The sequence below is a fragment of the Kitasatospora sp. NPDC032757 genome (genome assembly GCF_055579305.1).
The window spans coordinates 19,382-34,043 of sequence record NZ_JBVINN010000064.1; the positions used below are offsets into that span (position 1 = coordinate 19,382).

At 74.0% G+C, this 14,662-nt stretch carries 13 protein-coding genes; 11 read left to right on the forward strand and 2 right to left on the reverse strand.

The window, feature by feature from the left end; genetic code table 11:
- Nucleotides 1-49: 49 nt before the first annotated feature.
- The 5 genes from ACZ5WK_RS38205 to ACZ5WK_RS38225 are packed head-to-tail and all read left to right on the forward strand — an operon-like array spanning nt 50 to nt 6,593.
- The gene (locus tag ACZ5WK_RS38205) at nt 50-1,636 is read left to right on the forward strand and encodes an ABC transporter substrate-binding protein (protein WP_465554833.1); all 1,587 of its coding nucleotides are present in this window, start codon (nt 50-52) and stop codon (nt 1,634-1,636) included.
- 14 nt (nt 1,637-1,650) lie between these two features.
- Complete coding sequence (locus ACZ5WK_RS38210) at nt 1,651-2,619, forward strand: ABC transporter permease (protein ID WP_465554835.1); 969 nt, start codon at nt 1,651-1,653, stop codon at nt 2,617-2,619.
- A 7-nt stretch (nt 2,620-2,626) separates the two neighbouring features.
- The gene (locus ACZ5WK_RS38215) at nt 2,627-4,477 is read left to right on the forward strand and encodes a dipeptide/oligopeptide/nickel ABC transporter permease/ATP-binding protein (RefSeq protein WP_465554837.1); all 1,851 of its coding nucleotides are present in this window, start codon (nt 2,627-2,629) and stop codon (nt 4,475-4,477) included.
- Complete coding sequence (locus ACZ5WK_RS38220; RefSeq protein ID WP_465554839.1) at nt 4,474-5,286, forward strand: ABC transporter ATP-binding protein; 813 nt, start codon at nt 4,474-4,476, stop codon at nt 5,284-5,286. Before ACZ5WK_RS38215 ends, ACZ5WK_RS38220 begins: the two co-directional genes overlap by 4 nt.
- Entirely contained in the window at nt 5,283-6,593 is a 1,311-nt protein-coding gene (locus ACZ5WK_RS38225; protein WP_465554841.1) for an NAD(P)/FAD-dependent oxidoreductase, read from the forward strand. The genes ACZ5WK_RS38220 and ACZ5WK_RS38225 overlap by 4 nt, the downstream gene beginning before the upstream one ends.
- On the opposite strand, the gene ACZ5WK_RS38230 is transcribed toward ACZ5WK_RS38225, so the two are convergent.
- Together ACZ5WK_RS38230 and ACZ5WK_RS38235 are read right to left on the reverse strand one after the other, a co-directional pair.
- Nucleotides 6,583-7,665, reverse strand: coding sequence for an alpha/beta fold hydrolase (locus tag ACZ5WK_RS38230; RefSeq protein ID WP_465554843.1), 1,083 nt, complete (start codon nt 7,663-7,665; stop codon nt 6,583-6,585). The genes ACZ5WK_RS38225 and ACZ5WK_RS38230 overlap by 11 nt on opposite strands.
- 190 nt (nt 7,666-7,855) lie before the next feature.
- On the reverse strand, nt 7,856-8,242 hold the full coding sequence (locus tag ACZ5WK_RS38235) for a cupin domain-containing protein (protein WP_465554845.1): 387 nt from the start codon (nt 8,240-8,242) through the stop codon (nt 7,856-7,858).
- 570 nt (nt 8,243-8,812) lie between these two features.
- On the opposite strand from ACZ5WK_RS38235, the gene ACZ5WK_RS38240 reads away from it, so the two are divergent.
- Genes ACZ5WK_RS38240 through ACZ5WK_RS38265 form a run of 6 tightly spaced genes read left to right on the forward strand, consistent with a single transcriptional unit; the run spans nt 8,813 to nt 14,494 of the window.
- Entirely contained in the window at nt 8,813-9,868 is a 1,056-nt protein-coding gene (locus ACZ5WK_RS38240; protein WP_465554847.1) for an ABC transporter substrate-binding protein, read from the forward strand.
- A 7-nt stretch (nt 9,869-9,875) separates the two neighbouring features.
- Nucleotides 9,876-10,700 carry an ABC transporter ATP-binding protein gene (locus ACZ5WK_RS38245; RefSeq protein WP_465554849.1) on the forward strand — a complete coding sequence of 275 codons (825 nt, stop codon included), beginning with the start codon at nt 9,876-9,878 and terminating at the stop codon, nt 10,698-10,700.
- Nucleotides 10,697-11,611 carry an ABC transporter permease gene (locus ACZ5WK_RS38250; protein WP_465554851.1) on the forward strand — a complete coding sequence of 305 codons (915 nt, stop codon included), beginning with the start codon at nt 10,697-10,699 and terminating at the stop codon, nt 11,609-11,611. The genes ACZ5WK_RS38245 and ACZ5WK_RS38250 overlap by 4 nt, the downstream gene beginning before the upstream one ends.
- A gap of 10 nt (nt 11,612-11,621) precedes the next feature.
- Nucleotides 11,622-13,211, forward strand: a complete 1,590-nt coding sequence (locus ACZ5WK_RS38255; RefSeq protein WP_465554853.1) for an FAD-dependent oxidoreductase — start codon at nt 11,622-11,624, stop codon at nt 13,209-13,211.
- The gene (locus ACZ5WK_RS38260; protein WP_465554855.1) at nt 13,208-13,567 is read left to right on the forward strand and encodes a 4Fe-4S dicluster domain-containing protein; all 360 of its coding nucleotides are present in this window, start codon (nt 13,208-13,210) and stop codon (nt 13,565-13,567) included. Before ACZ5WK_RS38255 ends, ACZ5WK_RS38260 begins: the two co-directional genes overlap by 4 nt.
- Nucleotides 13,568-13,603: 36 nt before the next feature.
- Nucleotides 13,604-14,494 carry a TauD/TfdA dioxygenase family protein gene (locus ACZ5WK_RS38265; RefSeq protein ID WP_465554857.1) on the forward strand — a complete coding sequence of 297 codons (891 nt, stop codon included), beginning with the start codon at nt 13,604-13,606 and terminating at the stop codon, nt 14,492-14,494.
- Nucleotides 14,495-14,662 lie beyond the last annotated feature (168 nt).

The following is a 14,662-nucleotide window of genomic DNA, read 5'->3' on the forward strand; positions in this document are numbered from 1 at the left end:
CGGGTGAGTTGACTCGTCAGCGGGACGACTCGGTGGCACCATGGCGCCCATGCCCCGTCGCACCCTGCCGACCGCCCGTGCGCTCGCCGCCGCCGCCGTCACGGTCGCCGCGGTGGCCGGGTGCGGGGGCGCCGCCCGGTCCTCGACGAGCACTCCGCTCGTCGAGCACGGAACCGTCCGGATCGCCGCGGCCAGTGAGACGCCGAGCTTCGACCCGTACTCGACCTTCGGCGCCGCCCAGGCCGGCTACGCCTACGACTCGCTGGTCAACCTCGCCCCCGACGGCACCGTGGTCTCCGGCCTGGCCTCCTCCTGGCAGGCCACCACCACCACGGCCACCTTCACCCTCCGCCCCGGAATCACCTGCTCCGACGGCACCCCCCTCACCGCCTCGGCGGTGGCCCGGGCGCTGATGTACGCGGGCGACCCGGCCAACCAGCTCGCCGGCGCCCGGACCGTCCTGCCCGGCGTCCCTTTCACCGTGACCGCCGACGACCCGGCCGGCACCGTGTCGGCCACCACCGCCGCGCCCTTCCCGTTCCTCACCCGCACCCTCGGCCTGCTGCCGATCGTCTGCCCCGCCGGCCTCGACCGACCGCAGTCACTCGACCGGGCCACCCACGGCACCGGCCCGTACGTCCTGAGCCGCTACTCCCCCGGCGGGCCGTACGAGTTCACCGTCCGCGAGGGCTACACCTGGGGCCCGGCCGGCGCGACCACGGCGGAGCCCGGCCTGCCGGCCCGCCTCGTCATCTCGGTGGTGCCCCAGGCCTCCACCACCGCGAACCTGCTGCTCACCGGGGGTGTCGACATCGCGGACGTGAACGGGCCGGACCGCGCCCGGCTCACCGGCCACGGCCTGACCACCACCGACGTGCCGACCGTCGTCGGGATGACGTTCTTCAACCAGCGCCCCGGCCGGCCGCCGGGCGACCCGGCGCTGCGGCGGGCCCTGGTGTCCGCGCTCGACCGCCAGGGCCTCGCCAACGTCGCCGTCGGCGGCACCGGTCGTCCCGCCACCGACTTCGGCGCCGAGGGCGCCGTCTGCCACGCCGACCTCGCGGCCGCGAACCTGCCGGCGCAGGACGCCGCCGAGGCCCTGCGCGCCGCCGGCTGGACCCGTGGCCCGGACGGCCGGTCGACCAAGGACGGCACGCCGCTCCGGCTGCGCCTGATCACCAGCCCTGACCTCGGGCCGACGCTGCCGCCCGCCGCCGAGCTGATGGCCCGGACCTGGACGGCACTCGGCGCGGACGTCGAGCTGGTCACCGAGAGCCTCCCCGCGCTCGTCAACGCCATGTACCGGACCGGCGACTTCGACGTCGTGGTCGGCACCTCACCGGGCTTCGCCCTGCCGGTCGGCTTCATCCCGTTCTTCTCCGGCCCCACCCCCGCCCAGGGCCTCAACTTCGCGGGCGTCGCCAACCCCGAGTACGACGCCCTGGTCGCCGAGGCCCTCCGGGAGCCGGACACCGAAGGCTGCGGCACCTGGAACCGGGCCGCCGCCGCCCTCTTCCGCTCGGCCGACGCCCTGCCGATCGCGGACGGCCGGAGCACCGTGTACGGCCGGAGCACCACCTTCGCCACCACCTTCGGCGGCCGGCTCGTCCCCACCAGCATCCGCCTCCACCAGTGACCCGGGGGCCCACCGTGTCCTTGCACCGTCTGCTGCGGAATCCCTGGACGGCGTTCCTCGGCCGCCGCACGGCCCGGCTGCTCCTCTCCCTCGGGGTCGTGCTCACCGCGTCGTTCGCGATGATCCGGCTCGTCCCCGGCGACCCGGTCCGCGCCGCGCTCGGCGTCGACGCCGCCCCCGCCCTGGTGGCCGCGCGCCGACACCAACTCGGGCTCGACACGTCGTTCCCGTCCCAGTACCGGGACTACCTGAGCGGCCTCGCGCACGGCGATCTCGGCACCTCGCTGGTCACCGGGACCCCGGTCGCCGAGCTGGTCCGCACCCGGCTGCCGGCCACCCTGGAGATCGCCGGCCTGGCCTTCCTCGTCACCCTCGCCGTCGCCCTGCCCTGCGGACTGCTCGCGGCCGTCCGCACCCGCGACGGCCGCCACCCGCGCAGCGAGCTGGCGTTCACGGCACTGACCTCCGGGCTGGCCGGGGTGCCGGACTTCGTCCTGGCCGCCGGGCTCACCGCGCTCCTGGCCGTCGGCCTCCAGCTGTTCCCGGTGGCCGGCTCGGCAGGCGTCGAGTCCTTCGTCCTGCCGGTCCTCGCGCTCTCCCTCGCGCCCACGGCCGTCCTGGTGCGCATCATCCGGGTGGAGGCGCTGAAGGTGCTGTCGGAGGACTACCTGCGCACCGCCCGGAGCAAACGGCTGTCCCCCGCCCGCCGCTACCTGCTGCACGCGGCGCCGAACACGGCGACCGCCACGCTCACCGTCGCCGGAAGCCTGCTGCCCGCCTTGATCGCCGGCACGGTGCTGGTCGAGAAGGTGTTCGCCTGGCCCGGCATCGGCTCGGCGCTGGCACAGTCGGTGGTCTCCCAGGACTACCCGGTGGTCCAGGCGATGGTGCTGATCCTGGGCACGACCGTCCTGCTCGCCGGCCTCCTGGTCGACGTGCTGCTGGCTCTGCTGGACCCGCGCTCGGCGATCAGGGAGAGCTGAGGATCCGATGCCCCTTCCCCTCAGGTACCCGCGCTCCCCCATGGCCCGGGCCACGGCGGCCATGCTGGCGTCACTTGTCGTGCTCGCACTGGCCGGCCCGCTCCTCTGGGGCGCGGCGGCCGACCTCCCCGACCCCTCCGCGGTGCTGCAAGGCCCGTCCGCAGCACACCCGTTCGGCACCGACAGCCTCGGACGGGACGTGCTCGCCCGCGTCCTGACGGCCACCCGGCCGTCCCTGCTGCTCGCGCTGGCCGCGGTCCTGCTCGGCGCGACCGGGGGCATCCTCCTCGGCGCGTCCACCGCCGTGGTCGGCCGCCGCACCCGCCGGCTGCTCGCCGGGCTGATCAGCCTCCTGCTCGCCTTCCCCGCACTCCTGGTCGCGATGTTCCTCGCGGTCGTGTTCGGCGCGGGCGCCGGCGGAGCGGTGCTCGCCCTGGCCGTCGCCGGCGTGCCAGGTTTCGCCCGGCTCGCCCAGACGCTCGCCGCCGCCGTCGCGGGCACCGACCACCTGGCCGCGGCCCGGGTCCTCGGCCTGCGCCGGCACCGGCTGCTGTGGCGGCACGTCCTGCCCAACATCGCCGAACCCCTGCTGCTGAGCACCACCACGGCCGCGGGCACGGCCCTCGTCGCGCTCGCCGGGCTGAGCTTCCTCGGCCTGGGCGTCCAACCGCCCGGCTACGACTGGGGGCAGCTGCTCAACCAGGGACTCGACCGCATCTACGCCGAGCCGCTGCCCGCCCTCGCACCCGGCCTGGCCGTCCTCTACGCGGCGGTGACGTTCCAGCTGCTCGGCGAGGTCCTGGCCGGAGGCGTCGCCCGGCGCAGCCCGGCACCCCGAACGCCCGCTGCGCCGACCGCCACGAGCGGGCCCGCCGCGGAGGGTCTCGTCCTCCAGGTCGAGGACCTCACCGTCGAACTCCCCACCCCGGACGGTGTGATCCGGCCGGTGCGCGGCGTGAGCCTGTCCCTGCGGCCCGGTGAGATCGTCGGACTCGTCGGCGAATCCGGCTCCGGGAAGTCGCTCACCGCACTCGCCGTCGCCGACCTGCTCCCGGACCGGGCCCGGATCTCCCGGCGGACCCTCCGCCTGCTCGGCGCCGACCTCGCCGCCATGACGCCGAAGGAGCGCGAACACCACCTCGCGACCGGCCTGGCGATGATCTTCCAGAACCCGGCCTCGGCGCTCAACCCGTCGCTGCGCATCGCCACCCAGCTCACCGAGACCGTCCGCACCCATCGCGGCGCGAGCCGCGCCCAGGCGTTGGCCGAGGCCGCCGACGCCCTGCACCGGGTCGCCCTCCCTCCGGCCGTGCTGCGGGCACGCCCCCACCAGCTCTCCGGCGGCCAGCGCCAGCGGGTGATGATCGCCGCCGCTCTGATGGTGCGGCCCGGCCTGATCATCGCCGACGAGCCGACCACCGCGCTCGACGTCACCGTGCAGCGGCAGATCACCCGGCTGCTGTCCGAGATCCGGCGGGACACCTCCGCCGCCGTCCTGTTCATCAGCCACGACGTCGCGCTGGTGAGCGAGTTCTGCGACCGCGTCGCGGTGATGTACGCGGGGTCCATCGTCGAGACCCTGCCCGCCGACCGACTCTCGACCGGCACCCGGCACCCCTACACCCGGGCCCTGGTCGAGTCGGTACCCGACCTCACCGCGGACCGCGACCGGCCGCTGCCGACGGTGGAGGGCGCACCGCCCGAGCCGCTCGCACCCGGCCCGGGCTGCCCGTTCGAGCCCCGCTGCCCACGCCGCCGGGAGCACTGCGCCGAGGAGGCCCCGCCGCTGGAGGACCTCGACGCGGTCCACCGGGTGGCGTGCTGGTATCCGGTGGCGGCGGAGGTGGTCGTGGCATGACCGCTCTTCAGGTCTCCGACCTGACCGTCCGCCACCCCGGCCCGCGCGGCCCCGTCGCCGCCGTGGACGGGGTCTCGCTGGAGATCCCGCCCGGCACCACGCTCGGGCTGGTGGGCGAGTCCGGCTCCGGGAAGTCGAGCCTGGCCCGAGCGATCGTCGGCCTCACCCCCGTGCACGGGGGCCGGATCCTGCTCGACGGCCGGGAGGTCCGGGCCCGCACCGTCGGTGACCGGCGCCGGCTCGGCCGCCTGGTCCAGATCGTCCTCCAGGACCCGGACACCGCGCTGGATCCCCGGATGACCGTCCGCCAGACGCTCGGCGAAGCGGCGACCGCGTTCCACCGGCTCGACCGGGAGGCCCGTGCCGAGCGGGTCATCTCCCTGCTCGAACTCGTCGGCCTGAACGCCCGGTTCGCGGACCGCCTGCCGCGGCAACTGTCCGGCGGCCAGCGCCAGCGGATCGCCGTCGCCCGCGCCCTGGCCGTCGAGCCCGGACTGCTGATCGCCGACGAGATCACCTCGGCGCTCGACGTCTCGGTGCAGGCCTCCGTCCTCAACACGATCCGCGGCATCCAGCGGCGGCTCGGCCTGTCCATGCTCTTCATCGGCCACAACCTGCCGGCGGTCTGCTACGTCTCCGACGCGGTGGCGGTCATGCGGCACGGCCGGATCGTCGAGACCGCCCCCACCGAGTCCCTGCTGCGCGACCCACGGCACCCGTACACCCGGACGCTGCTCGCCTCCGTGTCCAGTCTGCGCACCTCCGTGCCCGGCCTGCGCACCGCCCTGCCCGATGAGAGGCCGTCATGACCACCAGCCGACCGGACGCGGTCGTCGTCGGAGCCGGGGTGATCGGCGCCGCCGTGGCCCTCGAACTCGCCCGCACCGGGCGGCAGGTGGTCGTCGTGGACAAGGCCGGCGCCGCCGGCCACGGCTCCACCAGCGCCTCCAGTGCGATCATCCGGTTCAACTACTCCACCTTCGACGGCGTGGCCACCGCCTGGGAGGCCCAGCACCTCTGGACGTCCTGGCCCGACCACCTGCGGCTCACCGGCCGCCGCCCGCTCGCGGCCTTCCACCGCAGCGGCGCCGTGCTGCTCGACTCCCCTGCCGTCGCACCCTCCGGGGTCACCGCCCTGTTCGACCGCGCGGGCGTCCCGTACGAACGGTGGGACGCCCCTACGCTGCGCCGGCGCCTCCCCGGGATCGACCCCGGGCGGTACTGGCCGCCGAAGCCGGTGGACGACGACGCCTTCTTCGACGCACCGACCGGCGAGCTCGGCGCCCTCTTCACCCCGGACGCAGGGTTCGTCGACGACCCGCAGCTCGCCGCCCGGAACCTCGCCGACGCGGCGGGTGAGCTGGGCGCGAGCTTCCTCTTCCACCGCACCGTGGTGGCCGTCGACCGGCACGCGGACCGGGTGGCGGGAATCCGGCTGGCCGACGGCACGCGCATCGCCACGCCGGTCGTGGTCAACGCCGCCGGCCCGTGGTCGGGAGGCCTCAACCGGCTGTCCGGCGTCGGCAGCGACTTCACGATCGGCGTGCGCCCGCTGCGCGAGGAGGTCCACCAGGTCGTCGCGCCGGGCGGCCACACCACCGGTCCCGGACTCGGCCCCGTCGTCGCCGACCTCGACCTCGGCACCTACCTGCGAGCGGCCTCCGGCGGCCACCTCCTGGTCGGCGGCACCGAGCCACCCTGCGACCTGCCGGAGTGGATCGACGACCCGGACGAAGCCGACCCCCGTCCCACCGCCCACCGCTTCCGGACCCAGGTCACCCGGGCCGCCCGCCGCTTCCCGGAGATCGGCGTCCCGAACCGGCCCCTCGGGGTCGCGGGCGTGTACGACGTCGCCGACGACTGGACCCCGATCTACGACCGCACCGCTCTCGGCGGCTACTACGTCGCCATGGGCACCAGCGGCAACCAGTTCAAGAACGCCCCGCTGGTGGGCCGCTTCCTCGCCACCCTCGTCGACCTGGTGGAAGCCGGCCACGACCACGACGACGACCCGGTCCGCTACCGCTGCGAGCACACCGGCAACGTCGTGGACCTGGGCGCCTTCTCCCGCCGGCGCCCGGCCCGGACCGGCTCCGCCCGAACGGTCATGGGCTGAACGTGCGCAGCTCCCGCACCAGATCCGCGACCACCCCGACCACGAACCCGGGCGCCTCGGTCGGGAAGGCGTGGCCGGTGCCCGCCGGCGTGTACACCAGCCGGGACGCCGTCGACGCCGCCAGGTACCGGGTCCTCGTCCGAACGTAGAACCGGGCGATCCGCTCGGCCTCGGCCGTGTCCCGGGCGGTGGCCAGCACCGTCTCGCCGCCCGTGAGGTCGCGGGGTATGACCAGCACCAACGGCAGGTCGCCGAGGTCCCCGTCATAGACCACGGTCTCCCAGCCCACCCCCGCCAGGCCGGCGGGCGAGAGCTCCGCGAAGATCGACGCGGCCGCGCAGTACGGGCCGGTCCGGCCGCCACGGCCCCGGTGAGCGCCGAACAGGTGCCGCACCGCCGTCAGCAGGAACGCCCCGCGCATGCCCGCGACCAGCCGGTTGGGCGGCGCGAACGCGATGACCTCAAGGGGCGTCGGATCCAGCAGCACGAGCCCGGCCACCAGGTCCGGCCGCCGTCTGGCGGCATTGGCGACCAGCAGCCCGCCGAAGGAATGGCCGACGAACACGTACGGAGCCCGCTCCCCCGCCGCCTCCAGCGCAGCCACGAGTTCCTCCGCCTCGGCCGCCGTCGTCCTCGGGAAGGGCCCGACATCACTCCAGCCCGAGCCGAACCGGTCGACCAGCACCGAGCGGGTCCGCGCCGCCGTCATCACGTGCAGGTGCCGGAAGTCCTCGCCGGGGGCGTGTCCCCCCGGCAGCCAGACGACCGTGGGGCCGTCCCCGGCGTCCCCCTCCGCGAGGAGGTGCATCCGGTGGCCTCCCACGTCGACCAGCTTCCCCGGCGCCGGCCGCGCCCGCGCCTCGCGGGCCACCAGCACCAGGTGCCGCACCGCTCCCGCTGCCAGCACTGCACCGACAGTCACAGCCATCCACCCGAGTGCCTCCGCCCAGGCGCTCTCCAACGCCACGAGGCCGACACCCACCGCCGTCACCAGCAGCGCAATCGGCAGTCCCAGCCAGTCCCGGCTCAGCAGAGCGAGCCAGGCGTTCGCGACCCGTCCGTCCCCGCGCATCGGCCCTCCGCGGCAGCAACATTCGAATCCGGTGCCCGCGCTCCTTTCCTACCCCCATGCTCGTACCCGCACCCGACATCCGCTCGCGCACACGGCGCGCACGGCCGAGGACGCGACGCGCCGGCACCCGTGACCGCGCCGTCCCGTCCCGTCCCGGCTGGAATCGGCCGACCGGAATCGGCCGACCGGACTACCCGGGCGTGCCGCCCTGCTGCCGGCTCATCCACTCGGTGATCGCCTGCTCGGTCCGGGCGAGCTGGTCGGTCGGGCTGAACTGCAGCAGCTCGGTGCCCGCCTCGACGTACGGCCGGTGCCCCGGCGGCTGGTAGAACGCGTCGCCGGCCTCGTACACCTCGTCGTGGTCTCCGAAGACGTAGCGCATGCGGCCGGCGATGACGTAGCCCCAGTGCGGACACTGGCACGCCCCGCCGGGCAGCGCCTGCAGCGGCCCGTCCAGGTCGGAATCGGCCCCGAAGGAGACGAACTCGACCGTGTAGCCCCCCATCTCCGCACGCCGGTCGACAACCGGCCCGAATTCCTGGACCTGCGTCGCCGTCTTCTTGGACACCTTGGGCATCGTTGGGCCTCCACTCCGTGTGTGGTTTCTTCGGGACGTCCCGTCGTCGTGAGTTGACCACCTCGCCGGGCCCGGCGCATCCGGGGCCGTCCGTGGGCGCACCCCGGCGCGCACGGCGAAGCCGTCACCAGGGGCGCGTGGCACCCCCCGGCGGACGCGGGTTTCTTCCGGCGGCTGAACATTCGTTGACCTGGTCCGGGTCGGCTGCCAGGCTGTCGGACGTGAGCCAATCCGAGCGCCTTGTGGGCCGCCTGCACGTCGATCTACGACGGCACGCGAGCGCCATCTGTGCTGTCTGCCACTGACCGGCGCTCCTTCGCGCTGACGCGCTGCTCTCACCTGCCGGCCTGAACCGGCACGGTCGCCCTGCCGGCACGGTCGCCCTGCCGTCGCGGCCGCCGCTCCGGGCTGTCGCCGTACCCGGCCGTGCCGTCCTCCTCGGCCTCCGCCCCGGCCTGTGCGCCGGGTGCTCCCGTCCACCACCGGCCGTTCACCCGCCTCGCCGCGTGACGGGCAGCCCTGCTGCCCGTCCCCGTCGGCGTACTCTGCCGACCCCGCAAAGGACCTCCCATGCCCGTGACCTCATGGCCCGCCTCCCGACCCACCTCCCGACGCCGGTTCCTCACGCTGGCCGCGGTCGCGGCGGCGGCGGCCGCCTGCGGCCGGGCGACGGCGGCAGGCGGCGGGGCCGAGACGAAGAAGCTCCGCTACCAGGGCTGGGTGGGGCAGGTGACGTTGCCCGAACTCGCCGAGGACCTCGGCTACTTCGGCGACGTGAAGCTGGAGTGGGTGGGCAACACGATCAGCGGCCCGCAGGACATCCAGTCGGCGGCGACCGGGCAGACGGACTTCGGCGGGGCGTTCAACGGCGCCGTCGTCAAGCTGATCGCGGCCGGGGCCCCGGTGAAGGCGACGATCAGCTACTACGGCGTCGACGCCGCCTCCTTCAACGGCTACTACGTGCTGGAGGACAGCCCGATCCGCTCCGCCCGGGACCTGATCGGCAGGAAGGTCGGGATGAACACGCTCGGCGCCCACGTCGAGGCGGTGCTCGACACCTACCTCCAGCGCAACGGCTTCGCCGCACCGGAGTTGCGCCGGGTCGAGCGGATCGTCGTGCCCCCGGTCAACACCGAGCAGTCGCTGCGGCAGCGGCAGATCGAGGTCGCCTCGCTGGGCGGCGTCCTGCGGGACAAGGCGCTGGCGGCGGGCGGGATCAGGCCGCTGTTCAGCGACTTCGACCTGCTGGGCGCCTTCAGCGCCGGCACGTACGTGCTGACCGACAAGTTCCTCCGGCAGAACCCGACCACGTCGAGGGTCTTCGTGACGGGGGTCGCGCAGGCGATCGAGTGGGCCAGGACGACGCCGCGCGAGGAGGTGATCGCCCGCAGCGCGGACATCATCAAGCGACGTGGCCGCAACGAGGACGTCGCGGCGCTCCAGTACTGGAAGTCCTTCGGCGTCGCCGAACCCGGCGGCCGGATCACGGACCGGACCTTCCAGCTCTGGATCGACTGGCTGACGGCCCACGGTGACATCAGAGCCGGGCAGGTCAGGGCAGCCGACCTCTACACCAACCGGTTCAACGGCTACCCGGCCGCCTCGCCCACCGCCGCAGGGAGCTGAGCCCGCGATGACCGATCACATCAGCTTTCGCCGGGTCACCAAGACGTTCCCGGTACGGGGGCGCGCGGGTGACCGCCGGCGCTCCGGATTCACCGCCCTCGACTCGGTCGAACTCGACGTCGCCAAGGGCGAGTTCCTGGCGGTTGTCGGACCGAGCGGGTGCGGCAAGTCCACCCTGCTGGACCTCCTCGGGGGTCTGACGGCGCCGACCTCCGGCGAGATCCTGCTCGACGGCCGGCCGGTCACCGGCCCGGGGATCGACCGCAGCATCGTCTTCCAGCAGTACGCACTGCTGCCGTGGCGGACAGCACAGGGCAACGTGGAGTTCGGCCTGGAGGCCACCGGCGTGCCGAGGCGTCAACGGGCCGCCAGAGCACGGGAGTACCTCGACCTGGTCGGTCTCACCGGCTTCGAGGACCGCCACCCGCACGAACTCTCCGGCGGCATGAAGCAGCGGGTCGCGATCGCCCGCAGTCTCGCGTACGACCCGGCCGTCCTGTTGATGGACGAGCCGTTCGCGGCGCTCGACGCGCAGACCCGCGAGTCGCTCCAGGACGAGCTGCTGCGGATCTGGCAGCGGACCGGCAAGACCGTCGTGTTCATCACCCACGGCATCGAGGAGGCGGTCTACCTGGGCGGCCGCGTCGCGGTGCTCACCTCGCGCCCGGGCCGGGTGAAGGAAGTCGTCCCGATCGACCTGGGTGAGCGCGCAGCCGGCCACGACCTGCGCTCCAGCCCGGAGTTCGCCCGCTACCGCCACCAGATCTGGAGCCTGCTGCACGACGAGGTCAGCCGTGCGCAGCAGTTGGAGAGAGAGGTCAGCCGCGTATGACCACCGACCTGAACCCGCGCCCGGCGGTGGCCGTGCGGACGGCCCCGACGCCGGCCCCGGCTTCGCCTGCCGAGCCGAAGGACCGGCCGCCCCGTGCCACGGCCACGCCGGCCCCGGCCCACGGGCCGGGGGTGCTGCGGCGCCTCGCGGGGCTGCTGCTGAGCGGCGCCACGAAGTCCGTGGCGATCCTCGCGCTGCTGCTGCTCTGGGAGCTCGCCCCGCGCTTCGAGCTGGTGGACCAGACCTTCCTGCCGCCGTTCAGCGAGGTGCTGGACGCCTGGTACGGGCTGCTGCAGAACGGCCAGCTGGCCGACAACACGGCGGCCAGCCTGACCCGTTCGCTCAGCGGCTTCGGCCTGGCGGTGGTGATCGGTGTGCCGCTCGGCCTGCTGATCGGCTGGTACCGGCCGGTGGCCAACCTGCTCAGCCCGCTGCTGGAGCTGTTCCGCAACACGGCGGCGCTCGCCCTGCTCCCGGTGTTCGTGTTGATCCTCGGCATCGGCGAGACGTCCAAGATCTCGATCGTGCTGTACGCCTGCCTCTGGCCGATCCTGCTCAACACCATCAGCGCGGTGCGCAGCGTGGACCCGACGCTGATCCGGCTCGCCCGCTCGCTGGACCTCTCCGCACCCCGCCTGTTCCAGAAGGTGATCCTGCCGGCCTCGGTGCCGGTGATCTTCACCGGTGTCCGGCTCGCGGGGGCGGTGTCGATCCTGGTGCTGGTGGCCGCCGAGATGGTGGGGGCGAAGGCGGGGCTCGGCTATCTGATCAACGCGTCGCAGTACAACTTCGCGATCCCGCAGATGTACGCGGGCATCGTGACGATCTCCGTCATCGGGCTGGTCTTCAACCAGCTGTTGGTCGCGCTGGAGCGCCGGTTCACCGCCTGGCGCGCCCCGCTGGGCAGTTGAGAGGTGTGACGTGAGTACACAACAGGAGTTCGCGGCCGACGTCCTGGTGATCGGCGGCGGCCCGGCGGCCACCTGGGCGGCGCTGGACGCAGCCCGCGCGGGCGTGGACGTCGTCCTGGCCGACAAGGGGTACTGCGGAACCAGCGGCTCGACGGCGGCCGGCGGCACCGGCGTCTGGTACGTCGACCCGGAGCCGGCGCGCCGCGAGGCGGCGATGGCGAGCCGGGAGGCGCTCGGCGGCCACCTGGCCGACCGGCGCTGGATGGCCAGGGTCCTCGACCAGACTTACGCCAACATGAACGAGTTGGCTGAGACCGGGAGTTATCCCTTCCCGACCGGTCCGGACGGCCGCCGGCTGCGGAACGGTCTGCAGGGCCCCGAGTACATGCGCCGGATGCGGATCCGGGTGCGGCGGGCTGGTGTCCGCATCCTCGACCACAGCCCCGTCACCGAACTGCTCACCGCCGCCGACGGTTCGGTCGCCGGAGCGGCGGGCCACCGCCGGCAGGCCGGGCACCCCTTCCTGGTGCGGGCGGGCGCCGTGGTGCTCGCCACCGGGGGCTGCGCCTTCCTCAGCAAGGCACTCGGCACGAACACCAACACCGGGGACGGCGCTCTCTACGCGGCCGAGGTGGGCGCCGAGCTCTCGGGGATGGAGTTCTCCAACGCCTACGGCATCGCGCCGGAGCACACCTCGGTGACCAAGACCGCGTTCTACTCGTACGCCACCTTCACCACTGGGGACGGCGCCGCGCTGGAGGGCGCCGCCAGCCAGGGCGGCCGTTCGGTGATCGCCCGTTCGCTGCTGGCCGGGCAGAAGGTGTACTGCCGGCTGGACCGCGCCGACGAGGCGGCCCGCCGCGCGATGCGCCTGGCCCAGCCGAACTTCTTCCTGACCTTCGACCGGCTCGGCATCGACCCGTTCACCGACCGGTTCGCCGTCACCCTGCTCGCCGAGGGCACCGTGCGAGGCACCGGCGGCATCCGGATCGCTGGCGACGACTGCCGCACCACCGTCCCCGGCCTGTACGCGGCGGGGGACGCCGCGACCCGCGAGGAGATCTGCGGGGGCTTCACCGGCGGCGGCAGCCACAACGCGGCCTGGGCGATGTCCTCGGGCACCTGGGCCGGGCGTGGCGCCGCCGGGTACGCGCGGGCGCTCGGGCCCGGTGCCCGTCGTCGCACGCTCGCCCCGGCCGGCCGGGCCGGGCTGCGCCCCACCGGGACGCCCGGCGGGGACGCCCGCGAGATCGTCGCCGCCGTCCAGCGCGAGGTGCTTCCGTACGACAAGAACTACCTCCGGCACGGGGATGGCCTCACCGGGGCGCTCACCGTGCTCGACGAGACCTGGGCACGGCTGCGGGCCGGGCTGCGGGCCACGGGTACGGACGCGATCCGGGCCCGGCAGGCGGCGGCGCTCGCCGCGAACGCCCGGTGGATGTACCGCTCGGCGCTCGCCCGGACCGAATCCCGGGGGATGGCCCGCCGGCTCGACCACCCCGACCAGGATCCGGCGCAGCACCACCGGATCGCCACCGGCGGTCTGGACGAGGTCTGGACCCGCCCGCTCGCCCGCACCGCCACGGAGGCCGCCGCGTGATCGAACTCGTCTCCCCGGAGCGCTGCATCGCCTGCGACCGGTGCATCAAGGTCTGCCCGACCGACGTCTTCGAGCGGGGCGCGGACGGCATCCCGTCGATCGCCCGGCAGGACGACTGCCAGACCTGCTTCCAGTGCGAGGCCAACTGCCCGGTGGACGCGCTGTTCGTCGCCCCGTACACCCACCCGCAGCCGCAGGACCCGGCCGTCCGTGACGAACGGCGGCTGACCGAGGCCGGGCTACTCGGCAGCTACCGCGCGCAGATCGGCTGGGGCCGGGGCCGGACCCCGGGCGCGCTGCGCGCGATCGGCCCGGCCGTGGGGCCGGCCGCCTCGGCCACCCCCATCACCTCCTGAATGTCCGCACCGTACACACCGTCCGAAGGAGATCCGATGACCAGCACCTTCGAGATCCGCAAGGTCGGCGGCCGGATCGGCGCCGAGATCCTCGGCGTCGACACCGCCGCCGCACTCGACGCGGGGACCGTCGATAAGCTCAACGCCGCGTTGGTGGAGCACAAGGCGCTCTTCTTCCGCGGCCAGCAGCTGGACGACGACGGCCAGACCCGCTTCGCCGCCAACTTCGGCACCCTCACCACCGCGCACCCGACCGTCCCCGCGCTCGACGGGCAGCCGAACGTCCTGGCGGTGGACAGCGAGGACGGCGGCCGGGCCAACCGCTGGCACACCGACGTGACCTTCGTCCGTACGCCTCCGAAGGCCAGTACCCTGCGCAGCCTGATCGTCCCGCCGTACGGCGGCAACACGCTGATCGCCAACACCCAGACCGCGTACCGGGACCTGCCGGAGCAGCTGCGCGAGTTCGCCGACCGGCTCTGGGCCGTGCACACCAACGACTACGACTACGCGCAGGGCAAGGAGCTGGACGCCGCGGACCAGGAGCGCCGCCGGGTCTTCACCGCCCGCAGGTACCGCACCGCCCACCCGGTGGTACGGGTGCACCCGGAGAGCGGTGAGCGCGGGCTGTTCATCGGCGGCTTCGCACAGTCGGTCGTCGGCCTGCCGAGCGCCGAGTCCCACGACCTGCTGCGCAGCCTTCAGGCGTACGTGACCCGGCCCGAGAACGTGGTCCGCTGGCGCTGGGAGCTGGGGGACGTGGTGCTGTTCGACAACCGCGCCACCCAGCACTACGCGCCGGACGACTACGACGGCCTGCCGCGCCGCCTGCACCGCGTCACCGTCGCCGGTGACGTCCCGGTGGGCGTGACCGGGGAGTCCAGCCAGGCGCTGGAGGGTGACGACGCCTCGCACTACACGCCCTGACCGGCGCCCCGGCCGTGCGGAGGGCTCCGCGCGGCCGGCGCCACGGGGAAGGCCCGGACCCCTTGAACCTAAGGCTTGGGTTCAAGGGGTCGTCGCAACACCGCTTGGTTTCAGACGGTGAGTAGATCACGTAGACGCTCGGCTGGGGTATCCCAGCCGAGCGTCTTG

Bases quoted from the DNA above. Each gene is read 5' to 3' on its own strand.
- ACZ5WK_RS38205 (WP_465554833.1), top strand. From the start codon at position 50: ATGCCCCGTCGCACCCTGCCGACCGCCCGTGCGCTCGCCGCCGCCGCC.
- ACZ5WK_RS38215 (WP_465554837.1), top strand. From the start codon at position 2,627: ATGCCCCTTCCCCTCAGGTACCCGCGCTCCCCCATGGCCCGGGCCACG.
- ACZ5WK_RS38220 (WP_465554839.1), top strand. From the start codon at position 4,474: ATGACCGCTCTTCAGGTCTCCGACCTGACCGTCCGCCACCCCGGCCCG.
- ACZ5WK_RS38225 (WP_465554841.1), top strand. From the start codon at position 5,283: ATGACCACCAGCCGACCGGACGCGGTCGTCGTCGGAGCCGGGGTGATC.
- ACZ5WK_RS38230 (WP_465554843.1), bottom strand. From the start codon at position 7,665: ATGCGCGGGGACGGACGGGTCGCGAACGCCTGGCTCGCTCTGCTGAGC.
- ACZ5WK_RS38235 (WP_465554845.1), bottom strand. From the start codon at position 8,242: ATGCCCAAGGTGTCCAAGAAGACGGCGACGCAGGTCCAGGAATTCGGG.
- ACZ5WK_RS38240 (WP_465554847.1), top strand. From the start codon at position 8,813: ATGCCCGTGACCTCATGGCCCGCCTCCCGACCCACCTCCCGACGCCGG.
- ACZ5WK_RS38245 (WP_465554849.1), top strand. From the start codon at position 9,876: ATGACCGATCACATCAGCTTTCGCCGGGTCACCAAGACGTTCCCGGTA.
- ACZ5WK_RS38250 (WP_465554851.1), top strand. From the start codon at position 10,697: ATGACCACCGACCTGAACCCGCGCCCGGCGGTGGCCGTGCGGACGGCC.
- ACZ5WK_RS38265 (WP_465554857.1), top strand. From the start codon at position 13,604: ATGACCAGCACCTTCGAGATCCGCAAGGTCGGCGGCCGGATCGGCGCC.